This window comes from Micromonospora sp. BL1 (genome assembly GCF_003667485.1).
GTDB lineage: Bacteria > Actinomycetota > Actinomycetes > Mycobacteriales > Micromonosporaceae > Micromonospora > Micromonospora tulbaghiae.
Genome location: NZ_RCVK01000203.1, coordinates 1 through 21,324 on the forward strand (window position 1 = coordinate 1; position 21,324 = coordinate 21,324).

Annotated in this window: 20 protein-coding genes; 8 read left to right on the forward strand and 12 right to left on the reverse strand. The window is 73.5% G+C overall.

Features of this window, described 5'->3' with window-relative positions; all coding sequences use genetic code 11:
- The 6 genes from EAD96_RS10655 to EAD96_RS10680 form a co-directional block, all read right to left on the reverse strand.
- Nucleotides 1–1,108 (reverse strand): glutamate mutase L (locus EAD96_RS10655; protein WP_199733128.1); only part of this gene is annotated, 1,108 nt, incomplete at its 3' end.
- Nucleotides 1,109–1,119: 11 nt separating this feature from the next.
- Nucleotides 1,120–1,512 (reverse strand): hotdog domain-containing protein, encoded by a 393-nt coding sequence (locus EAD96_RS10660; RefSeq protein ID WP_121684160.1) that lies wholly within the window; start codon nucleotides 1,510–1,512, stop codon nucleotides 1,120–1,122.
- The gene (locus EAD96_RS10665) at nucleotides 1,509–2,282 is read right to left on the reverse strand and encodes an OAM dimerization domain-containing protein (RefSeq protein ID WP_120569942.1); all 774 of its coding nucleotides are present in this window, start codon (nucleotides 2,280–2,282) and stop codon (nucleotides 1,509–1,511) included. Before EAD96_RS10665 ends, EAD96_RS10660 begins: the two co-directional genes overlap by 4 nt.
- Nucleotides 2,279–3,838, reverse strand: a complete 1,560-nt coding sequence (locus EAD96_RS10670; protein WP_120569943.1) for a lysine 5,6-aminomutase subunit alpha — start codon at nucleotides 3,836–3,838, stop codon at nucleotides 2,279–2,281. The genes EAD96_RS10665 and EAD96_RS10670 overlap by 4 nt, the downstream gene beginning before the upstream one ends.
- On the reverse strand, nucleotides 3,835–5,406 hold the full coding sequence (locus EAD96_RS10675; RefSeq protein WP_121684161.1) for an amidohydrolase: 1,572 nt from the start codon (nucleotides 5,404–5,406) through the stop codon (nucleotides 3,835–3,837). Before EAD96_RS10675 ends, EAD96_RS10670 begins: the two co-directional genes overlap by 4 nt.
- A gap of 4 nt (nucleotides 5,407–5,410) precedes the next feature.
- The gene (locus EAD96_RS10680) at nucleotides 5,411–6,472 is read right to left on the reverse strand and encodes a zinc-binding alcohol dehydrogenase (RefSeq protein WP_121684162.1); all 1,062 of its coding nucleotides are present in this window, start codon (nucleotides 6,470–6,472) and stop codon (nucleotides 5,411–5,413) included.
- A 143-nt stretch (nucleotides 6,473–6,615) separates the two neighbouring features.
- Between EAD96_RS10680 and EAD96_RS10685 the strand changes: the two genes are divergently transcribed.
- Entirely contained in the window at nucleotides 6,616–8,022 is a 1,407-nt protein-coding gene (locus tag EAD96_RS10685; protein ID WP_121684163.1) for a KamA family radical SAM protein, read from the forward strand.
- 58 nt (nucleotides 8,023–8,080) lie between these two features.
- Here EAD96_RS10685 and EAD96_RS10690 read toward each other — a convergent pair whose 3' ends face one another.
- On the reverse strand, nucleotides 8,081–8,275 hold the full coding sequence (locus EAD96_RS10690; RefSeq protein ID WP_073829538.1) for a CsbD family protein: 195 nt from the start codon (nucleotides 8,273–8,275) through the stop codon (nucleotides 8,081–8,083).
- Nucleotides 8,276–8,435: 160 nt separating this feature from the next.
- Here EAD96_RS10690 and EAD96_RS10695 point away from each other — a divergent pair, with 160 nt between their 5' ends.
- Nucleotides 8,436–9,047 carry a histidine phosphatase family protein gene (locus EAD96_RS10695; protein ID WP_120569947.1) on the forward strand — a complete coding sequence of 204 codons (612 nt, stop codon included), beginning with the start codon at nucleotides 8,436–8,438 and terminating at the stop codon, nucleotides 9,045–9,047.
- On the opposite strand, the gene EAD96_RS10700 is transcribed toward EAD96_RS10695, so the two are convergent.
- From EAD96_RS10700 to EAD96_RS10720, 5 genes are read right to left on the reverse strand one after another with little or no spacing between them, the layout of a single operon-like run.
- The gene (locus EAD96_RS10700) at nucleotides 8,980–9,483 is read right to left on the reverse strand and encodes an Lrp/AsnC family transcriptional regulator (RefSeq protein ID WP_120569948.1); all 504 of its coding nucleotides are present in this window, start codon (nucleotides 9,481–9,483) and stop codon (nucleotides 8,980–8,982) included. The two genes, EAD96_RS10695 and EAD96_RS10700, sit on opposite strands and share 68 nt — an antisense overlap.
- A 59-nt stretch (nucleotides 9,484–9,542) precedes the next feature.
- Entirely contained in the window at nucleotides 9,543–9,758 is a 216-nt protein-coding gene (locus EAD96_RS10705) for a DUF433 domain-containing protein (protein WP_091426971.1), read from the reverse strand.
- A 9-nt stretch (nucleotides 9,759–9,767) separates the two neighbouring features.
- Nucleotides 9,768–10,910 (reverse strand): acyl-CoA dehydrogenase family protein, encoded by a 1,143-nt coding sequence (locus EAD96_RS10710; protein WP_121684164.1) that lies wholly within the window; start codon nucleotides 10,908–10,910, stop codon nucleotides 9,768–9,770.
- Nucleotides 10,907–12,016 (reverse strand): Xaa-Pro peptidase family protein, encoded by a 1,110-nt coding sequence (locus tag EAD96_RS10715; protein ID WP_121684165.1) that lies wholly within the window; start codon nucleotides 12,014–12,016, stop codon nucleotides 10,907–10,909. The genes EAD96_RS10710 and EAD96_RS10715 overlap by 4 nt, the downstream gene beginning before the upstream one ends.
- A gap of 9 nt (nucleotides 12,017–12,025) precedes the next feature.
- The gene (locus EAD96_RS10720) at nucleotides 12,026–13,153 is read right to left on the reverse strand and encodes an aromatic acid exporter family protein (protein ID WP_199733126.1); all 1,128 of its coding nucleotides are present in this window, start codon (nucleotides 13,151–13,153) and stop codon (nucleotides 12,026–12,028) included.
- A gap of 259 nt (nucleotides 13,154–13,412) precedes the next feature.
- On the opposite strand from EAD96_RS10720, the gene EAD96_RS10725 reads away from it, so the two are divergent.
- The 6 genes from EAD96_RS10725 (at nucleotide 13,413) to EAD96_RS10750 (ending at nucleotide 21,145) form a co-directional block, all read left to right on the forward strand.
- On the forward strand, nucleotides 13,413–13,883 hold the full coding sequence (locus EAD96_RS10725) for a hypothetical protein (protein ID WP_199733130.1): 471 nt from the start codon (nucleotides 13,413–13,415) through the stop codon (nucleotides 13,881–13,883).
- Nucleotides 13,883–15,280, forward strand: coding sequence for a hypothetical protein (locus tag EAD96_RS10730; RefSeq protein ID WP_121684168.1), 1,398 nt, complete (start codon nucleotides 13,883–13,885; stop codon nucleotides 15,278–15,280). Before EAD96_RS10725 ends, EAD96_RS10730 begins: the two co-directional genes overlap by 1 nt.
- Nucleotides 15,277–16,599 carry a VWA domain-containing protein gene (locus tag EAD96_RS10735; protein WP_121684169.1) on the forward strand — a complete coding sequence of 441 codons (1,323 nt, stop codon included), beginning with the start codon at nucleotides 15,277–15,279 and terminating at the stop codon, nucleotides 16,597–16,599. The genes EAD96_RS10730 and EAD96_RS10735 overlap by 4 nt, the downstream gene beginning before the upstream one ends.
- Nucleotides 16,600–16,612: 13 nt before the next feature.
- Nucleotides 16,613–17,725, forward strand: coding sequence for an AAA family ATPase (locus EAD96_RS10740; protein WP_120569954.1), 1,113 nt, complete (start codon nucleotides 16,613–16,615; stop codon nucleotides 17,723–17,725).
- Nucleotides 17,722–20,526 carry a DUF5682 family protein gene (locus EAD96_RS10745; RefSeq protein WP_121684170.1) on the forward strand — a complete coding sequence of 935 codons (2,805 nt, stop codon included), beginning with the start codon at nucleotides 17,722–17,724 and terminating at the stop codon, nucleotides 20,524–20,526. The genes EAD96_RS10740 and EAD96_RS10745 overlap by 4 nt, the downstream gene beginning before the upstream one ends.
- Nucleotides 20,527–20,764: 238 nt before the next feature.
- The gene (locus EAD96_RS10750; RefSeq protein WP_175438877.1) at nucleotides 20,765–21,145 is read left to right on the forward strand and encodes a YccF domain-containing protein; all 381 of its coding nucleotides are present in this window, start codon (nucleotides 20,765–20,767) and stop codon (nucleotides 21,143–21,145) included.
- The last annotated feature ends 179 nt before the right edge of the window (nucleotides 21,146–21,324 follow it).

Consider the following 21,324-nt stretch of genomic DNA (forward strand, 5'->3'; position numbering starts at 1 on the left):
CCCGCAGGTCCCGCCCGGCCCGCTCCCCCGTCGCCGCGCCCCGCGCGTGCCGCCGCAACGCCACGGTCGCGGCCAGCGCCGCGATGCGCCGGTCCACGGCCCGCTCGCCGTCACCGGCGGGCAGGAACCCCGGATCGGCCGCCCGGACCGCCGCCGCTTCCGCCAGCTCCGCCTCCTCGGCCGGGTCGAGCAGCCGCTCCTCGGCCGCGGCGCGCACCACACCCGGCGCGCTCCACCGCATGCCCAGGTCACCCTCGACGGTGCGCGCCCGCCACAGCGTCCCGGCGACCTCCTGACTCGGCCCGCTGTCCCGCTCGTCGGGCGTGAGCACCGAGTACACGTCGGTGGTGGCCCCACCCACGTCCACCACGGCGAGGTCACCGCCGAGCGTGCCGGCGAGGACCTCCACGCCGGTGAGCACCGCGTCCGGGGTGGCGGCGCGGACCAGCCGCGTGAACCGGGTACCCCGGGACAGCTTCTTGCCGCCGATGACGTGCCGCAGGAACACCTCCCGGATCGCCGCCCGCGCCGACGCCGGCTCCAGCACCCCGATGCGGGGCAGCACGTTGTCCGCCGCCGTCACCGGCACCCCCGCGCCCGCCAGCAGCGCGTGCAGGTCGTCGCGCACGTCGGCGTTGCCGGCGAGGACCACCGGCACCCGGAACCGGGCCTTCGCCAGCCGCGTCGCGTTGTGCGTCACCGTGTCCGCGTCGCCGCCGTCGGTGCCGCCCACCAGCAGCACCACGTCCGGGCGGGCCGCCCGCAACGCCGCCACGTCCGCCCCGGACAGCCGCCCCGCCGCCACGTGCACCACGTTCGCGCCCGCCGACAGACCGACCCGCCGGCCCGCCTGAGCGGTGACGAGGGGCTCGTAACCCACCACCGCCAGGCGCAGCCCACCACCGGCCGAAGAACACACGTACCAGGGCACCTCAGCGACCCCGGCCGACGCGGTGGCCGCACCGACAGCGGCGTCCAGGCCGTGGAGGACGTCAGTGCCCACCGTGGTGGGCGCGGACGCCGCGGCGACCAGCCGGCCGCCGTCGAGGTCCACCACCGCCGCCTTCGTGTACGTCGACCCGACGTCGGCGCAGACGACGGCGCGCAACATCGGCTCGCTCACGGCGACGGCGGTACGACCACAGTGCCGGTCGCGGTGACCGCCACGATCGGCTCGTCGAGCACCTCGGCGGCCGACTCGTCCTTGTCCGGACGGCCCCGGCACACCACGGTGGCGGCGAAGTCGATGGTGCGGCTGCGCGTGCCCACCCGGGTCACCGTCGCGGTCACCTCCAGCACGTCACCGGCCTTCATCGGCGCCCGGAACTGCACATCGGCGTACGAGGCGAACAACCCCTCGTCGCCGTCGGTGCGGATGCACACCTCGGTGGCCACGTCACCGAACAACCCCAGCGCGTACGCCCCGTCGACCAGGTTGCCCGCGTAGTGGGCGTGGGAGTACGGCACGTACCGGCGGTGGACGACTGTGAGACCGACACGCGGATCGCTCATGGGGTGTTCGCCTTCCTGGAGGTGATCAAAGCGTGGACGAGGTAACTGGCGACCTCACCCGGAGTGGTGCCACGGCCGAAGATCCGGTCCACGCCCAGCTCGCCGGTCATCGTCTCGTCGAACCGCGGCCCGCCGACGATCAGCAGCGGCCGGCGTCCGGCCGGCATCGCCTCCCGGAACGCCGCGGACATCTCCCGCGTGTTGTGCAGGTGCGCGTCGCGCTGCGTCACCACCTGCGACACCAGCACCGCGTCGGCGCGTTCCCGCCGGGCCGCCTCGACCAGCTCCGGCACACTCACCTGCGCGCCCAGGTTCGTGACCTTCAGCTCCCGGTAGTACTCCAGGCCCTTCTCACCGGCGATGCCCTTGACGTTGAGGATCGCGTCGATGCCGACGGTGTGCGCGTCCGTGCCGATGCACGCGCCCACCACCGACAGCTTGCGGCGCAGCTGCCGCTTCACCACCGCGTTGACCTCCTTGGCCGACAGCAGCGGATAGTCACGCTCCACCACCTGCACCTTCGCCAGGTCCACCAGGTGGTTCACCCGCCCGTACACCACGAAGAACGTGAACCCGTCGCCGATCGGCTTGGCGTGCACCAGCATCGCCGGGTCCATGCCCATCTTGTTGGCGAGCTGCACCGCCGCGCCCTCGGCCCGCTTGTCGTGCGGCACCGGCAACGTGAACGACACCTGCACCATGCCGTCACCGGTGGTGTCCCCGTACGGCCGCACGACGGTCTTCTCGCTCCGCTCGGTGCGCTCGCTCACGCCGCCACCTCCAGGATCTCGGTGGCCGGGTTGTAGTAGTCCGCCTCGTGCCGCGCCACCCCGTCCAGGCCCTTGCCCCGGTCCGCCGGCCGCTTCATGATCCCGAACGTGCCCTCGGCGATCGCCGTCAGCAACGACTGGTCCCCGATACGCTCCAGCAGATCCACCGCCTCACCGAGCACCCGGTGCGCCCGCTGCTGGATGAACCCGCCCGGCGCCGGCACGAAGTCCTCGTGCAACCCGCCCGCCGCACCCAGCACGTACCGCACGTTCTGCAGGGCGATGTCCCGGTCCGACAGCCACGGCGTCACCACCGCCTCGGTCATCATCCCCACCAGAAGGATCCCCTGCCCGGTCATCGTGCCCACCAGGTTGAAGAACCCGTCCAGCAGGTTTCCCCGGAACACGTCACCGGTCATGTGCTTCGTCGGCGGCATCCACTTCAACGGCGCGTCCGGGAACAACTCCCGCGCCAGCAACGCGTGCGCCAGCTCCAACCGGAACGACTCCGGCACATCCGGGTTGATCTCGAACGCGTGCCCCAGCCCCAGCTGCCAGTCCGCCAGCCCCGCCTCGTGCGCGAAGAACTCGTTGAGCAGCTGCGACACCGTCACCGTGTGCGCCTCGTCCACCGCGTCAGCGGTGGTCAGGTAGTTGTCCTCACCGGTGTTGATGATGATCCCCGCCCGCGCGTGCACCTGCCGCGAGAACCGCTGGTCCACGAACGTGCGGATCGGGTTGATGTCGCGGAACAGGATCCCGTACATCGAGTCGTTGAGCATCATGTCCAGCCGCTCCAGGCCGGCCAACGTCGCCATCTCCGGCATGCACAGACCCGACGCGTAGTTCGTCAGCCGCACGTACCGGCCCAGCTCCCGCGACGTCTCGTCCAGCGCCGCCCGCATCAGCCGGAAGTTCTCCTGCGTCGCGTACGTGCCCGCGAACCCCTCCCGGGTCGCCCCCTCCGGCACGTAGTCCAGCAGCGACTGCCCCGTCGACCGGATCACCGCGATCACGTCCGCGCCGGCCCGCGCCGCCGCCTGCGCCTGCGGAATGTCCTCGTAGATGTCACCCGTCGCCACGATCAGGTAGATCCACGGCCGCCGCTCCGGATCCCCGAACCGCTTGACGAGGCGGTCCCGTTCCGCGCGCCGCCGGTCGATGCCGCGGATCCCCGCCGCCACCGCCTTACGAGACGCCCGCCGCGCAGCCGTCGCCGCCTTCCCCGACGGCTGCGCGAACCGCACCGACCCGGCCGCGGCCTTCTGCGCCAGCAACGTCACATCGGCGATGCCCTCACGCGCCAGCGCGTCGAACACCGGCGCCGCCACCCCGTGCCCCAGCCCCACGTCCGCGACCACCGCGTCCACGAGCCGGTTCACCCACGGAATACCGTCCGGGTCCGCGCCGGTCACCCCGGCCAGCCGCAGCACCGCCCGCTCCACCGACACCGTGGTGTGGCTGCGCGCCAGATCCACCACCGGCTGCCCGGCCCGGCGCGCCAACTCCCGCGCCCGCGCCACCAGCGCCGGATCCAGCCCAAGCTTCCCTGTCACGAAGACCCTTCCTCATAGATCACGTCACCGCGCAACACGGTGGCCCGGCACACCGGCAGCGGCGTCGGATCGTCCGCGCCCCGCAACTCCGGATCCTCGGCCAGCACCACCGGCAGCCCCCGCTCCACACCAGCCGGGGTGTCCCACACCGCGAACGTCGCCGGCGCCCCCAACGCCAGCACACCCTCGTTGTCCAGGTGCACCGCCCGCCACCCGCCGCGCGTGTGCGCCGCGAACGCCGCCCGCACACTCATCCGCTGCGCCGGGTTGTGATGCGCCGCCGCCGCCCGCACCGACCCCCACGGATCCAACGGCGTCACCGGCGAATCCGACCCGAACGCCAACGCCACACCGACCCCGTGCATCGCACCCATCGGATTCGACTCCAACGATCGGGCCAACCCCAGCCGCGACTCGTACATCCGGCCCGCGCCACCCCACAACCGGTCGAACGCCGGCTGCATCGACGCCACGATCCCGTACTCCACGAACCCGGCGATCAGCGCCTTGCTCATGATCTCCGCGTGCTCCACTCGGTGCCGGGCCGCCCGCAACCGGTCCACACCCAGCGACCGCGCCGCCAGCCCGAACCCCGCAAGCACCGTCCCGATCGCCGCGTCCCCGATCGCGTGGAACCCGCCCTGCAACCCGTGCGCCGCGCAGTCCAGCAGATGATCACGCACCTGCTCCGCCGACACGTACCCGTGCCCGCACGCCCCCGCCTCACCGTCCAGGTACGCCGCCGACACGTGCGCCGTCCGCGACCCCAGCGCCCCGTCCGCGAACAGGTCACCACCCGCGCCCACCGCACCCAGTTCCCGGGCCTTCGCCGCACCCAGCAGCTCACCCCAGTACCCGTACACCTCCGGCACCCCGGCCCCCGAGATCGCCAGCAGCCCGGTGAAGTCCTCCTCGTCGGAGATGTCCGGACCACCGCACTCGTGCACCGCCGCGACACCCAGCGACGCCGCGTGTTCCAGCGCCCGCCGCTGCGCCGCCACCCGCTGCGCCCGCGTCACCGACGCGAACGCCGCCGCCCGCACCACGTGATGCGCGTCGCGCCGCAACCCCCCCGACGCCTCGTACCCGGCCGCCGACACCACCTCCGGGCACGCCGCCAGCAACGCCGCCGACACCAGCGCCGAATGGATCGACGCCTGCGACAGATACACCCGCCGCCCACCGGCCGCCCGGTCCAGCGCCGCCGCATCAGGCAACGCCCGATCCGCCCAGCCCGACTCGTCCCAGCCGTGCCCCAGCACCACCGCGTCACCCGGCAGGCCCGCCGCGAACGCCGACACCGCCTCCAGCAGCCCACCCGCCGACCGCACCGCCGACAGATCCAGCCCCGACAACGCCAACCCGGTATCCGTCGCGTGCACGTGCGCGTCCACGAACGCCGGCGTCACCAGCGCACCGCCCAGCTCCACCACCCGGTCCGCCCGCGGCGCGTCCGCATCAGTACCCAACCAGGCGATCCGCCCGTCCCGCACCAGCAGCGCCGTCGCGCTCGGGTCCGCCGGACAGTGCAGCACTCCACCGCGATACAGCGTCGAGGGGTTCGTCATGGCCTCAGTCTGCCGCCAGACGCGCCTCGAACAGACCGCGCACCCCCGGCTCGGCCCGCAACAGATCCAACGCCAGCGCCGCGTGCCCCGGCACGTACCCGTTGCCCACCAGCATCGTCACGTCCGCCGCCAGGCCCTCCGCGCCCAGCGCCGCCGCCGCGAAACTCGTCGCCATCGAGAAGAAGATCACCGTACCGCCGTCCGCCGTGGCCAGCACCGCGCCGTGCTCACACCCCGGCACGTCCACGCACACCACTGTCACGTCCGCCGGCACGCCCAGCGCCGTCGTCACCGCCGTCGACAACCCCACCGGATCCCGCGCGTCGGCCAGCGCCACCACGTCGGCCAGCCCGGCCGCCGTCAGCGCGTCCCGCTCCGACGCCACCGGAACCACCCCGACGGTACGGGCGGCGCCCGCCCGCCGCGCCGCCGCGAGCGACAACGACCCGCTCTTGCCGGCCCCGCCGATCACCGCCACCGACACCGGACGCGGATCACCCTCACGCGAGCGCCGCGCCACCTGCTCGGCCACCACCCGCGCCGTCAACGCCGGCGCCCCGCACACGTCCAGCACCGCCAGGGACAGCTCGGGGTGCAGGTCCGGCGGCAGCACCGCCGCGATCGACCGGGCGAACAGGATCGCGTACCCGTCGCACGGCACCTGCTCGCTGCGCCCGTCCCAGCGGGCCAGCCCGTCGAGGATCGTCAGCGGCGTCAGCGTCAGCGACACGAGCGTCGCCACCCGGTCACCCGCCTTCAGCCCCAGCGGCGACCGGCGGCCCGCCTCCTCGACGGTGCCGATCAGCATGCCGCCCGAACCGGTCACCGGGTTCTGCATCTTCCCCCGGGTCGACACGATCTCCAGCACCTCGGCGCGGACCTTCTCCCCGTCGCCGCCGTGCTTCTCCGCCAACTGCCGGAAACTCGCCGCGTCCAGGTTCAGCCGCTCGACCCGGATCCGCACCTCGTTCGCCGCGATCCGCGGGTCCGGGTCCAACCGCCAGGCCGCCTGCGGGAGCACCCCCGCCGGTTCCACGACTCGGTGCAGACCCACCGGTGACGTCACGCCGACCCCCTATGTCCAGCCGCCCGAACCCCCGGCCAGGGGTCGCGTCGCGGGAAAACTTACGGCAGACTAATTTCTTCACCGCAGATTTTCCAGTAGCCTTCGCAACCGTTGATCAACCCGCACACTGACGAGGAGGGGCCGTGACCCAGACCCAACCGGTGGAGACCATCCCGACGCCCCGCCACGCGCCGGCCACCGTCCCGGCCGCCGGACAGCCCTACGAATACCGCCGCGCGCCCCTCGTCGAACCCGACTGGACCCGCTTCCCCGGCTGGCGCCACATCACCCGCGACCAGTGGGAGAGCGCCCAGTGGCAGCGGGTCAACTGCGTCAAGAACATCAAGCAGCTGCGCGCCGTCCTCGGCGACACCGTCGACGAGACCTTCTACGCCGACCTGGAGGCCGACCAGAAGGCCCAGGCCACCATGTCCATGCTGGTGCCGCCGCAGATGCTCAACACCATGGTGCCGCATCAGACGATGAGCACCGAGGCGCTGCTCGCCGACCCGATCCGCCGCTACATGATCCCGGTCGCCTCCGACCGGCGCACCGACTGGCCGTCCCACCCGTACGCCAGCCGCGACAGCCTCCACGAGCACGACATGTGGGTCGCCGAGGGCCTCACCCACCGCTACCCCACCAAGGTCCTCGCCGAGCTGCTCTCCACCTGCCCGCAGTACTGCGGCCACTGCACCCGCATGGACCTCGTCGGCAACTCGACCCCCGCCGTCGACAAGCTCAAGCTCACCCTCAAGCCCGTCGACCGCTACGACGCCCACATCACGTACCTCAAGGCCCACCCCGGCGTACGCGACGTGGTCGTCTCCGGCGGCGACGTCGCCAACGTGCCGTGGCGCAACCTCGAGTCGTACCTGATGCGCCTGCTGGAGATCGAGACGATCCGCGACATCCGGCTCGCCACCAAGGCGCTCATGGGCCTGCCCCAGCACTGGCTCCAGCCCGACGTGGTCGAGGGTCTCGAACGGGTCGCCCGCACCGCCGCCCGCCGCGGCGTCAACCTGGCCATCCACACCCACGTCAACCACGCCCAGTCGCTGACCCCGCTGGTCGCCAAGGCCGCCCAGACCGCGCTCGACGTCGGCGTACGCGACGTCCGCAACCAGGGCGTGCTCATGCGCGGCGTCAACGCCACCAGCGCCGACCTGCTCGACCTCTGCTTCGCGCTCCAGGGCGAGGCGGGCATCCTGCCGTACTACTTCTACATGTGCGACATGATCCCCAACGCCGAGCACTGGCGCGTTCCGGTCTGGCACGCCCAGCAGCTCCAGCACGACATCATGGGCTACCTGCCCGGCTACGCCACCCCGCGGATCGTCTGCGACGTGCCGTTCGTCGGCAAGCGCTGGGTGCACATGCTCACCGACTACGACCGTGAGCGCGGCATCTCCTACTGGACGAAGAACTACCGCACCTCGATCGAGTCGGCCGACCTGGAGGCGCTGAACAAGCGCTACGCCTACTACGACCCGATCGACACGCTGCCCGAGGCCGGCCAGGCCTGGTGGCTCGCCCACCGCGACGACTGACCCCGGACACCCGAACGGCGGGCCACCTCTGCGATGAGGTGGCCCGCCGTTCGCGTACTCACTTGTTGAAGGCGTCCTTGACGTCGCGGCCCGCCTGCTTGGCGTGCTCCCCGGCCTGCCGGGCGCGCGCCGTGCTCTGCTCGGAGGCGCCCTCGGCCCGCAACCGCTCGTTGTCGGTCACGTCTCCGATGCGCTCCTTGGCCATGCCGCTCATCTCCTGGGCCTTGTTCTTCGCCTTGTCGGTGAAGCTCATGTCGCCCTCCCTCGTCCGGCTACGCCTTGCCGTTGTCGCGTCCCCGGTGACTGTCCTGTGAAACGCCGTTGACCGGTGTACATCGCGTAGTGCGTCCTAGGACAATAGGTTGAAGGTTCGACGCCCGGCCGACGCCGCCCGACCGTGGTTGACTGGGCCGGTGAACGAGATCCTGCTGATCCGGCACGGCGAGACCACGTGGAGCGCCGCCCACCGGCACACCTCGTACACCGACCTGGAGCTGACAGCCGACGGCGAGCGGCAGGCGGCCGCGCTGGCTCCCCTGCTGGCCGGCCGGCGCTTCGCCCGGGTGCTGTCCAGCCCCCGGCAGCGCGCCACCCGCACCGCCGCCCTGGCCGGGCTCACGGTGGACGCGATCGAGCCCGACCTGGCCGAGTGGCACTACGGCGAGTACGAGGGCCGCACCACCGCCGACATCCAGGCCGAACGGCCCGGCTGGACGATCTGGACCGACGGCGGTCCCGGCGGGGAGTCACCGGAGCAGGTCGGCGCCCGCCTCGACCGCGTCCTGGACCGGGTCGCGCCGCTGCTGGAGGAGGGCGACGTCGCGCTCGTCGGGCACGGGCACAGCCTGCGGGTGCTGGGGGCGCGCTGGATCGGGCTGCCGCCCTCGGCCGGCGCGCTGCTGCGGCTGGACACCGCCACGCTCAGCGTGCTCGGTCACGAGCACGGCCGGCGGGTGGTCAGGCGGTGGAACCTGCCGGCTCCGCCGACGGACGGGGACGCCCCCGACCGGTCAGCTCGCCATTGATCTTCGGCGGCCGGTTCTCGTACGGCGTGGACAGCACCACAGTCGTGCGCGTGGTGACGTTCGCGGCGGTACGGATCTCCTGCAGCACCCGTTCCAGGTCGGCCGGACCGGCCACCCGCACCAGCAGGAGATAGAAGTCCTCCCCCGCCACCGAGTAGCACGAGTCGATCTCGGACAGGTGCGCCAGCCGCTCCGGCGCGTCGTCCGGCTGCGACGGGTCGAACGGCCGGATCGCCACGAACGCGGTCAGCGGCAGGTCCAGCGCCTCGAACGACACCCGCGCGGCATACCCCTTGATCACCCCGCGCTGCTCCAGCCGGCGGACCCGCTGGTGCACGGCCGACACCGACAGGCCCACCCGCTCGGCCAGATCCGTGTACGACAGCCGACCGTCCCCGGTCAGCGCGGCGACGATGGCACGGTCGATCTCCTCCACGCGCTGCACCCTAGCCGGAAAAGCGCTCCCACGCCGCACCCGGCCCGCCGCGGTGACGCTCAGCGCGCCGTCCGGTCGCGCACCGCGTCCGCGGCGAAGTTCAGCACCTCCGCCATGTCCTCCTCGTCCAGGAACGGCAGGTCGGTGAGGATGTCCGTGACGGACATGCCCTCGGCCATCATGGCCAGCAGGGTGGCCACGGGGATGCGCGACTGCCGTACGCAGGGCGCACCCCCCATGACGTCGGGGTCCACGGTGATCCGGGGGAAGGTCACCGCGACAGGCTAGCCCTTCGCCAGCGCGCGGGAGATGACCAGCCGCTGGATCTGGTTGGTGCCCTCGACGATCTGGAGCACCTTGGCCTCGCGCATGTACCGCTCGACCGGGTGGTCGGCGACGTACCCGGCGCCGCCGAGCACCTGCACCGCGTCGGTGGTCACCCGCATCGCCACGTCCGTGGCGAACAGCTTCGCCTTGGCCGCCTCGATCGAGTACGGGCGTCCGGCGTCGCGCAGCCGCGCGGCGGCGAGCGTGAGCGCCCGTGCGGCCGAGATCTGCGTGGCGGCGTCGGCCAGGTTGAACCCGAGCCCCTGGAAGTCGATGATCGCCCGGCCGAACTGGCGGCGCTCCCGGGCGTAGCCGACCGCGTAGTCCAGCGCGCCCTGGGCCAGGCCCACAGCGCACGCGGCGATGCCCAGGCGGCCGGAGTCCAGCGCGGACATCGCGATGGTGAACCCGGCGCCCTCGCCACCGATCAGCCGGTCCGCCGGCACCCGGGCGTCGTCGAAGGCGATCTGCGCGATCGGCGAGGCGTGCAGGCCCATGGTGCGCTCGGCGGCCTGCGGGTGGATGCCCGGCGTGGACCTGTCGGCCAGCAGGCAGGAGATGCCCTTCGGGCCGGGACCGCCGGTGCGGCAGAAGATGTTGTAGAAGTCGGCCACCCGGGCGTGCGTGATCCACGCCTTGGTGCCGGTGACCACGTACGCGTCGCCGTCGCGCACCGCCCGCGTGGTCAGGGCCGCCGCGTCCGAACCACCCTGCGGCTCGGAGAGGCAGTACGCCCCGAGCAGCTCCCCGCCGATCATGTCCGGCAGGAGTTTGCGCTGCTCGTCGGTGCCGAACTGGGCCACCGGGTAGCAGGACAGCGTGTGCACGCTGACCGCCTCGGCCACTGCGAGCCACCGGCTGGCGAGGATCTCCAGCACCTGGAGGTACACCTCGTACGGCTGGGCGGCCCCGCCGTGCTCCTCCGGGTACGGCAGGCCGAGCAGGCCGGCCCGGCCCAGGGTGCGCAGCACCTCCCGGGGGAACTCGGCGCGGGCCTCGAAACCGGCGGCGGCCGGGGCCAGCTCCCGGTCGGCGAGTTCGGTGGCGAGGTCCAGCAGGTCGTGGGCCTCGTCGGTGGGCAGGATCCGGTCGACGTTCATAGCGCGATGAGCTCCGTGGGGGTGGTGTTGAGCCGTTGCCCGCCGTCCGTCGTGCAGACGACGATGTCCTCGATCCGGGCGCCGTGCCGCCCGGCGAGGTAGATCCCGGGTTCGACCGAGAAAGCCATGCCGGCCTGAAGCGGCCGGGGGTTGCCCGTCACCACGTACGGCTCCTCGTGGCCGTCGAGGCCGATGCCGTGACCGGTGCGGTGCAGGAAGGCGTCGCCGAACCCGGCGGCGCCGATGACGTCGCGGGCGACCGCGTCGAGGGCCTCGGCGGTCACGCCCGGCGCGACGGCGGCCACGGCGGCGCGCTGCGCCTCCCACAGCACCGCGTAGTAGTCCACGAACTCCGCCGGGGCGGGACCGCCGGCGACGTACGTGCGGGTGCAGTCGGACCGGTAGCCCGACGGCATGGTGCCGCCGATGTCGACCACCACCGGCTCGCCCACGCCGATCGGGCGGTCCGAGGTGCCGTGGTGCGGGCTCGCGCCGTTCGGGCCGGCGGCGACGATGACGAAGTCGACAGCGGCGTGCCCGGCGGCCCGGATCGCGGCGGCGAGGTCGGCCGCGACCTCCCGCTCGGTGCGGCCGGGACGCAGCCACTCCCCCATCCGCAGGTGCACCGCGTCGATCGCGGCGCCCGCCTCGGCCAGCGCCGCCACCTCGGCCGGCGACTTGCGGATCCGCATCTCCCGCAGCACGTCGGAGGCGAGCCGCTGGGCCGCGCCGGGCAGCGCGTCGCGCAGCGCGAGGACCTGCTGCGCCCACATCCGGTCGGCCAGCCCGACGGCGCGGACCGGGCCGGGGAGCGCCGCGCGCACCAGCGGCCACGGGTCGGTGCCGTCGGCGTGGTCGACGATCCGGTACCCGGTGCCGGGCGCGGCCTCGGCGTCCGGCCGTTCCAGCACCGGCACGATCAGCGTCGGCTCGCCCTCGGCGGGCAGGACCAGGCAGGTCAGCCGCTCCCCCTCGCGGGCGTCGTAGCCGGTCAGGTAGCGCAGGTCGGAACCCGGGGTGAGCAGCAGCGCGTCCAGGCCCGCCGCGGCGGTGGCGCGCTGGGCCGCGGTCAGTCGCCCGGCGGGGTACAGTTCCTCGATTCCCACAGCCGAAGCTTAACGGTCGTTTGGGTCCGGGCGGGAGTCCGGTCGATGCTCGCAGACGCCGGCCATCCGGTCCGCCTCGATCTTGGTCATGCCGGACGCCCGCAGCAACTCGCCGACCACGATGAACAGCTGCGAGACCACGATCGTGCCGGAGAAACCGAGACCGGCGGCACGCGCCCGGCCGGCCTCCCGCGCGGCGTCCCGCGCCCGGGTACGGGCGATGTCCGGCGTCCGCCCGGCCAGGAAGTCACGGTGCAGCAGCCGCAGCGACTGCCCGAACGCCTCCACCGCGGCCGGCAGGGCCGGCGGAACCGGCTCCCCGGCCTCCAGCAACGCCACCACCCGGCGGACCATGTTGCGGCTGTTCGTGTACGCCAGCTCCAGATGGGCTGCGGCGTTCTCGTAGCGGCGCAACTGGGCCCGGCGCCGCCACCGCCACGGCGACAGCGACGTCACCTCCCGGGCCGCCGCGACGATCTCGGTGGTCTGCTCCCGCTCGACCTCGGCCGCCTCCAGCCGGCCCAGCGCCGCCTCGGCCTCCCCGGCGTCCCGGACGGCGAGCGCGTTCGCCGTCGCCGTCAGCTCCTTGGCGAACAGGTCCAGCGTGGGCCCGGCCGCGCGGTGCACCACCCGGACCGGATTCAGCGGCAACACCAGCAACGCCACCACCACCGCCACCCCGCCACCCACCAGCGCGTTCGCCGTACGCGGCACGGCCAGGTCCGGCGCGTTGGGCTCCACCGTGCCCAGCAGGACCGCGGTGCTGCCGGCCTGCACCATCACGGCGCCGCTGCCCCGGATCACCACCGCCAGCGAGATCGCCAGCGCGACCACCAGGCCGGTCTGCACCGGACCCGCCCCGATCAGCTTGATGAGCAGGTCGCCGACCAGCACTCCGAGGATCACGCCGCCCAGCAGCTCGGCGGTCCGCCGGATCCGGTTGCCGATCGCCGCGGCGATGGTGCCCACCGCCGCCGCCGGCGCGAACAGCGGCTGCGGATTGTCGAGCAGCGTGCTGGCCACGTACCAGGCCAGACCGGCGGCCAGACCGGCCTGGAGAGCCACGATGAAGTACCGGCGCAGCCGCTCGTACGCCTCCCGGACCTCGCGGCGCGCCGCCGGAGCCGCGGGGGTCACGGCACCACCCGCCCGCCCGGGCGCCACGGGCACGACGGCTCGGGCTCGACCACGCCCTCCTCTACCCGCCGGGCAGCGCGGTATTCCCGGCGCCGCCCGGCGACGGCGGTCCTGTCGTACCCGTGGTCCATGATCCTTGTCGTCACAGCGGCACGGATCACGGCCGGCGACGGCGTTCCGGCGTGCCCGGCGGCGCCCGGCCGGCGGGGAGGTCGGGAAGATGACGGAGGCGACGGACGCCTCGTGGCGACGGCGCAGCGTGCTGCGGGTGGCGCCGCCCGCGCGGGCCCGCAAGCTGGCCAAGGTGCCCTTCGTGGAGCTGGCCGACGGGCGGTTGCAGGGGGTGGTGTCCAGCGGCTCCGACGTGGAGCGGGTCTACGTCTCCTCGGTGACCGCCGGCACGCACGCGGTCAACTGCAGCACGAACAACAACCGGCCCTGCGGCGGCCTGCGCGGCAGCATGCTCTGCAAGCACCTGCACGCGCTGGCCGACGAGGCGGTCCTCCAGTACGGCGTCGAGCAGGTCGCCCGTTACCTGCGCGTCGACGTGGGCGACGGCGTCGCCGGCGGCACCGCCCTGCTGGCTCGCACCGACGCGCGGCACGAGCCGGGCCCGGCCGCCGTGGTGTTCAGTCGCTTCCTGCGCCACCTGGCCTACCTCGAGGTCCCGGCCGACACGGCAGCGGTGCCCGAGCTGCACTGGTTCCCGGCCACCGCGGGGGTGAGCTGATGCTCGCCGCGCAGCTCACGCAGCTCCACGACGGGGCGATCCCCGCGCTGGCCGAGACGCTCGCCGTCGTCGACGGCGCCGACGACACGCTCACCGCAGGCCTGGCCCGCCTCGACGAGCCGGGCGCCGCCGCCTGGGCCGCACTGGCCGGCGCGGTCGGCGGCACCCCGCTGGCCGCCCGCGTCACCGAGGCGGCCGGCGCGGTACGCACCGGCGCGCTCACCGAGGACCACCTGGCCGCCCTCGCCGGGGCCCGCTCCGCGCTGCTCGGCGCCGCACACGACGCCCTGCTCGACCGCCTCGACACGGCGCGCGGCCGGTCCCGCGCCCCGTGGGCCGCCACGCCCGCCGCCCCGGCCGCGTCCCTCCCCGCCCTGGCCGGCGCACGAGCCTGGCTGCACGAGCTGGCGCTCGCCGGCTGGCGCGGCGCCGACCACGAGCTGCTCTCCGGCGCCGCCGCGCCGGTCGAAGCCGCGCTCGCCGAACCGGCACTGCGCCGCCTCGCGGTGCTGCTCGACGGCCTCGCCGCCGAACTGCGCGCCGCGCTGCCGGTGGCGGCCCTGCCGCAGGTGCCCGCCCGCCGGTGGGCCGACCTGTGGACCCGCGCCGTCCTGCTCAGCCACGGCGCGCACGGCGAGACCGCGCCCGGCGAGCCGGTCTCCGGACGGCTGCTACCCCTCGGCGTCGACGTGCACGAGCACGACACCGCGTTCCAGGCACAGGTGCACGCGCTGCTCGAACCGGCCGGCGGCGGCACCGCCCGGCTGGTCCGGGTCACAGTGGTCGCGGCGAAGGTCGCCACCATCGTCGGCCCGGCCGGCTGGCGGCTGCTGGAGGCGTACCCGATCCTGCTCACCGCCCTGGCCCAACGGCGGGCGGTCACCGTCACCGACCTGACCGCCCACGGCGCGGACCTGCGCTGGGCCGAGGAGCGGGCCACGCTCGGCGAGCCGGCCGACCCGTTCGCCACCGCCCGGGTGCTGCTCGCCGGCGCCACCGCCGCGGCGACAGCGCCGCTGCTGCGCCACCCCGCCGCGATCGCCGAACCGGTCCTGGTCGAGGGCTACACCGTCCGCGACGACGACGGTGCCCCGGCGCTCGACCTCGACGGCCGGCCCCTGCGCCTGGCCACCGGCCGGCTGCCCGCCGCCGGTCCGCTCACCCCGGCGCTCGTCGCCGCCTCCACCGCCTGCCTGGGCCTGCTCCGCTGGGACGACGGCCGCTGGCTGCTGCAACCCCTCGCGGTCCGGGCCACCGTCAGGAAGCAGACCGTCGAGGCGCACAACGGCGACTGGGCGTGCGGCGTCACCGACCCGAAGACGGCGAAGGCCGAGGCCAAGGCGGGCGACGCCGTGGCCGTGCTGCGCGAACGCGCGGGACGGTTGCTGCGCCGATGACCGACGACCGGACCCACGCCAACCGCCGCCAGGTGCTCTACTGGCGGCTGCTCGCCCGCCTGTTCAGCCCCGACGAGCAACCCGGGCTGGAGTCGGCGAGCGTCGCCGTCGTCGACGACCTCGGCCTGCCCGCCGCGCTGCTCGACCCGGCCGTCTCCGTCGACACCGTCGTCCAGCGCTTCCCGGCGCTGGCCGGCGAGCTGCGCGGCCTGCTCACCCCCGGCGACGACACCGCCGCCGCCGGGCCGTTCCAGCCGGCCGAGACCGAGGTACGCCGCGCGGCGCTGGCGTCCAAGCTGCTGCTCAACGTCTTCGCCACCGGCGGCGGCGAGGTCAGCGCCGGGCAGCTCGCCCGCTGGCAGGCCGACGCCGGCTGGTTCGAGCAGGCGTGCGGCGCGCAGGCCGGTGAGCTGCGCCGAGAGGGCACCGGCCTGGGCGCCACGCTCGCCGGGCTGGAAGGCGACCTCGTCGCCCGGATGCGGTTGCGCGAGGTGCTCGCCGACCCGGCGCTGGCCGCCCGGCTGACCCCGAGCATGTCGCTGATCGAGCAGCTCCTGCGGGACAAGTCCAACCTCTCCGGAGTGGCGCTCGCGAACGCCAAGTCGCTGATCCGCCGCTACGTCGACCAGGTCGCCGAGGTGCTGCGCACCCAGGTCGCGCAGGCCACGGTCGGCGCCGTCGACAGGTCGATCCCGCCGAAGCGGGTCTACCGCAACCTCGACCTGGACCGCACCATCTGGCAGAACCTCACCAACTGGAGCCCGGACGACGAGCGCCTCTACGTCGACCGGCTCTACTACCGGCAGACCGCCCGGCGGACCACCCCGTCGCGGCTGATCGTGGTGGTCGACCAGTCCGGCTCGATGGTCGACTCGATGGTCAACTGCACCATCCTCGCCTCGATCTTCGCCGGCCTGCCCAAGGTGGACGTACACCTGATCGCGTACGACACCCGGGCGCTGGACCTCACCCCGTGGGTGCACGACCCGTTCGAGGTGCTGCTGCGCACCAACCTCGGCGGCGGCAACGACGGCCCGGTCGCCATGGCCCTGGCCCGCCCCAAGATCGTCGAGCCGCGCAACACGGTCATGGTCTGGATCTCCGACTTCTACGAGTTCGACCGATCCCAGCCGCTGTTCGACGGCATCGAGGCCGTACACCGCTCCGGGGTGAAGTTCATCCCCGTCGGCTCGGTCAACAGCTCCGGCAACCAGAGCGTCAACCCCTGGTTCCGGCAGCGCTTCTCCGACCTCGGCACCCCCGTCATCTCCGGCCACATCCGCAAGCTCGTCGTCGAGCTGAAGAACTTCCTCACCTAGGAGAGCACCCCTGATGTCCGACATGCTCCGCGCCCCGGCCGAGGTCAAGTACGCCGACGAGCTGGCCTACCTGGAATCGGTCGACACCGGGCCGAAGCCGTTCTCCTGGCGGCTGAGCCCCCGCATGGTCCGCCTGTTCGTGCTCGGCTCCGAACGCGCCGACGGCCTCGACCGGGAGATCCCGCAGAAGTGGTTCGGCGACCGCAGCTTCGTCGAACGCAGCATCGTCACCCTCGCCTCCGACCGCGGCCTGCTGCTCATCGGCGACCCGGGCACCGGCAAGAGCTGGCTCGCCGAGCTGCTCGCCGCCGCGATCTGCCGCAACTCCACGCTCGTCGTGCAGGGCACCGCCGGCACCACCGAGGACCACATCAAGTACTCGTGGAACGTCTCCATGGTCATCGCCCGCGGCCAGTCCCGCGACTCGATGATCCCCTCCCCCATCATGACCGCGATGGAGCAGGGCGTGATCGGCCGGTTCGAGGAGCTGACCCGCTCCACCAGCGACGTCCAGGACGCGCTCATCTCGATCCTGTCCGAGAAGTACGTCTCCATCCCCGAGCTGGACCACGACAACATCGTCTTCGCCAAGCCCGGCTTCTCGATCATCGCCACCGCCAACAGCCGCGACCGGGGCGTCAACGACCTCTCCTCCGCGCTGAAGCGGCGGTTCAACTTCGTCCGCATCCCGGTGGTCACCAACAAGCGCAGCGAAGCCGAGATCGTCCGCTTCCGCACCGAGGAGCTCCTGCGCCGGCACCGCATCGAACTCGACGTGCCGCCCACCCTGCTCGACATCCTGCTCCAGAGCTTCGCCGACCTGCGCGCCGCCGCGTCCGCCGCCACCAGCGACGACGAGAAGCTGGAGTCGGCGCTGTCCACCGCCGAGCAGATCGGCGTGCTGGAGGACGCGATCCTGCACAGCCAGTTCTTCGGCGACCGCACCCTGCGCGCCCAGACGCTCGCCGGTTCGCTGATGGGCTCACTGGCCCGCCGCGCACCGGAGGACCTGGCCATCCTCAACAAGTACCTGCACGGCGTGGTCGAACCCCGCGCCAAGGCCGACGGTGGCGACTGGGAGGGCTTCCTCGACGGCGGCCGCCAGGCGATCGCGTCGCTGTCATGACCGCGCCCGCACCCACCGGACTGTTCGGCCCGCTGCGCGAGCAGCTCACCGAAGCAGCCGCCGCGTTCGCCGGCTCCCCGGACGCGCTCGCCGGCATCCTCGCCGGGATGGTCGACGACGTCGACCGGGCGCTCCGCGAACGGCTGGAGATCTTCCCGGTCTGCCACCACTCCCCCGCCTCGGCGCTGGCCATGGCGCGGCGGCTGCGCGCCCGGCCACCCAAGGTGATCTACCTGGAGCTGTGCGAGGACCTGCGACCGCTGCTCGACGAGCTGCGCAACTGCCGCCTGCCGGTCGCGGTGCAGGCGTTCGCCACCGAACTCGACGGCTTCCCCGCCGAGTGGAGCCCGCTGAGCGTTGTCGCGCCGGTCACCGAGGCGTCCGCCGAATACCAAGCCATCGCGTACGCCCTGGACACCCCCGGCGTGGAGCTGGTGCTCGTGGACCGCTCCACCGACCACGTCTTCCAGTGGACGCACCGCGACGACACCGGCCCGGAGCGGGGCTCCGACGCTCCGTTCTCGGACGAGGACGCGGGACTGCACGGCGACGCGGTCGGCGTGGAGATCGGCGACCTGCGCCCCCGGTTCGCCGAGCTGGAGGCCCACCTGCTGCACCACGGCAAGGTGCGCCACTGGTCGGAATGGTGGGACCAGTACGTCGAACGGCCGCTCGCCGACGCCGACCACGACACCTACCGGCAGGTCATGGTGCTGATCGGCAGCCTGTTCCGGCGGCTGCGCCCGTCCCGGTCCGCCCGCGACGAACGCGACGAGGACCGCGAACGGTACATGTGGACCCGGATGCGGCAGCACCTCGCCGAAAGCGGCGCCGACCCGGCCGACTGCCTCTACGTCTGCGGTGCCTTCCACGCGGCCAGCCGGGTCGAACAGTTCGGCCTCGACTCCACCGCCCCGGACTTCCCGATCAGCCCGCGCACCGGCACCCGCTGGCGCTACGGCCTGATCCCGTCCAGCCACTCGGCCATCGAGGCGCAGTTCGGCCTGGCCCCGGGCACCGTGTCCATCGCCGCCGCCAACTGGACGGCGGCGGTCAGCCGCACCCGGCTCACTCCGTACCGGCTGGCCGGGCAGCGTACCGAGAAGAAGGGCCGCCGCTCCCGCGCCGCCGCACCGGTCCCGGCGGGCCCGGCCACCGACCGGCTCAGCGGGTTCCTCGCCGCCCCGCCCGTGCTCGACGAACTGGACGAGGCCGAGCTGCGCGGCTGGAGCGTCGACATCGTCCGGCTGGCCCGCCGCAACGGCTACCTCGCCAGCACCGCCGACGCCATCGCCGTGTTCGAGACGTCGATCCTGCTGGCGAACCTGCGCAACCGCGCCCGGCCCACGCCGTACGACTTCGCCGACGCCGCCGTCACCTGCATCGAGAAGGACGTGGTACCCGGCCGGCGCGACGTCCGCCGGCTCTGCGAGATCCTGCTCGGCGGCGACCGCGTCGGCCAGGTCGGCTACGACTCACTGCCGCCGCTGGCCCGCGACGTCCTCGACCGGCTCCGCCCCCTCGGCCTCGACCTGGAACGGCGCACCGTCCAGCGGGCGCTGCTCGACCTGCGCGCCGACCCGGCGCTGGCGCCCTGCTCCGACCTGCTGTGGATGCTGCGGCACCTGCTGCCCGCCGACGCGGTCCGCCCGATCATGGGTGAGCGCCGCCTCGGTCACCGCTCCGAGCAGGAGAGCTGGGATCTCGCGCTCGGCCGCAACCAGCGCGCGCTCATCGAGCTCGGATACGAGGGCGTCACGGTCGAGCAGGTGCTGGAACAACGGCTGCGCCGGGCGGTACGCGGCCCCGACGCCACCGCCGCCCGCGCGCTCGCCGCCGTGGAGGACGCCATCCGGCTGCTGGACAGCCCTCGACTGGTCAACGAACTCGGCGCGCGGGCGGTGGAGCTGCTCGCCGCCGAACGCACTGTGGACGACGCGCCGGAGGTGCTGCGCCGCATCCGCCGGCTGCTCGCCCACCACCGCACCACCGCACCGGCGCTGCCCGCCTGGTGCCGGGCGTTCGTCACCACCGGGTACGCCCACTACTGCACGCTGCTGCCCACCGCGTTCGTCGACGAGGCCACCGGCGTCCGGCAGGTCGGCGCGATGCTCGGCTTCCTGTTCAGCATGGAGAGCCTCGCGCTGTCGCTGGGCTGCGACCGTTCCCAGCTCGAACTGGCGGTCGCGCAGGCCCACCCGGAGGCGCCCGCCAAGCTGGCACTGCTCTGGGCCGCCCGCCACCAGCTCGGTCTGCTGCCGCTGGCGCGGCTGCGCGAACAGTGCGCCGAGATGCTCGCCAACCCGCTCGTGGTGCCCGCGTTCCCGCAGTACCTGTCCGGCTTCGTGCACGCGCTCGAACCGGTGCCCGGGCTCGCGCCGTTCGTGGTCGAGACCATGTCCGCCGCGTTCGCCGGGCTGCCCGACCCGGTGCTGCTGCCCTGGCTGCCGACGCTGATCACCACGCTGCGCGAGCACGGCCCGGAGCTGGTGCCGCTGCTGGTCCGCGAGGCGGAACGCACGTTCCCCGCCACGCTGCCGGCACTGGACTCCTGGACGCCACCGTGGGCCGCCGGGCCCGCCCCGTCCAGCGCACCCGCACCGGCCGCGGCGGCGGGTCCGGTACACGGCCTGCTGGTGGCCCACCCGGAGACGGTCGACGCGGTGGCCGCGCTGCTGGGCTGCGCCGGCGAGTGGCAGCCGGACGGCGACGACGGCACTCCACCGGGCGGGGCGGCGGCGTTGCTGGTCGCCGCACATCCGGCGACGGCGCACGCGGTGGCGGTGCTGCTGGCGGACTGAGCGACGTCGGTCTACGTGGCGGCGGCGCTGCCGGAACTGAGCGACGTCGGTCTACGTGCTGGCGGCGCTGCCGGAGCGGAGCGGCGGCGGTCCGCGACGTGGCGGGCGCTGCTGAACGGTGCATGTCTCCCCAGTGGCGTCGGCCCTGGTGGACCGGGCGGCGTCGTCTCGGCGGTGCCGTCGCTGCTCGCGCACGGGCGGCGTTGGCGGGTTTGCCCGCGCGAGCGACCATGGGGTGGTGATCCGCTTTCTGCTGAACCTCTTGTGGCTCGTCTTCGGCGGCGGCTTCGTCCTGGCCCTCGGCTACGGCATCGCCGCCCTGATCTGCTTCGTCCTCGTCGTCACCATCCCCTTCGGCGTCGCCTCGCTGCGGCTCGCCTCGTACTCGCTGTGGCCGTTCGGCCGCACCCTCGTGTCGAAGCCGGGCGCCGGGCTCCCCTCCGGACTGGCGAACGTGCTCTGGCTGGTGCTGGCCGGCTGGTGGCTGGCCCTGTCGCACATCCTCGCCGGGATCGCGCTCTGCGTGACGATCATCGGCATCCCGTTCGGGGTGGCCAACTTCAAGCTGGTCCCGGCGGCGCTGTGGCCGCTCGGCCAGGAGGTCGTCGAAACGCCGTAACCGCCCCGGCTGACCGCCGGCATCGGCACTGCTGCCCGCCGGAAATGGGCGCGGCTGACCGTCGACAGTCGGCGCGGGTGACGGGCCCACCGTCGGCACGGGCTGACGGACCGACTGTCGGCCTCGCCGATCCCCTGCCCCGGCCGTCCACCTCTTCCCGCCACGGGTATCCCACCCGG

Excerpts from the sequence above, each read along its gene's own strand:
- EAD96_RS10660 (WP_121684160.1), bottom strand. The coding sequence starts at position 1,512 with ATGAGCGATCCGCGTGTCGGTCTCACAGTCGTCCACCGCCGGTACGTG.
- EAD96_RS10675 (WP_121684161.1), bottom strand. The coding sequence starts at position 5,406 with ATGACGAACCCCTCGACGCTGTATCGCGGTGGAGTGCTGCACTGTCCG.
- EAD96_RS10690 (WP_073829538.1), bottom strand. The coding sequence starts at position 8,275 with ATGAGCTTCACCGACAAGGCGAAGAACAAGGCCCAGGAGATGAGCGGC.
- EAD96_RS10710 (WP_121684164.1), bottom strand. The coding sequence starts at position 10,910 with ATGAACGTCGACCGGATCCTGCCCACCGACGAGGCCCACGACCTGCTG.
- EAD96_RS10730 (WP_121684168.1), top strand. The coding sequence starts at position 13,883 with ATGCTCGCCGCGCAGCTCACGCAGCTCCACGACGGGGCGATCCCCGCG.
- EAD96_RS10735 (WP_121684169.1), top strand. The coding sequence starts at position 15,277 with ATGACCGACGACCGGACCCACGCCAACCGCCGCCAGGTGCTCTACTGG.
- EAD96_RS10740 (WP_120569954.1), top strand. The coding sequence starts at position 16,613 with ATGTCCGACATGCTCCGCGCCCCGGCCGAGGTCAAGTACGCCGACGAG.
- EAD96_RS10745 (WP_121684170.1), top strand. The coding sequence starts at position 17,722 with ATGACCGCGCCCGCACCCACCGGACTGTTCGGCCCGCTGCGCGAGCAG.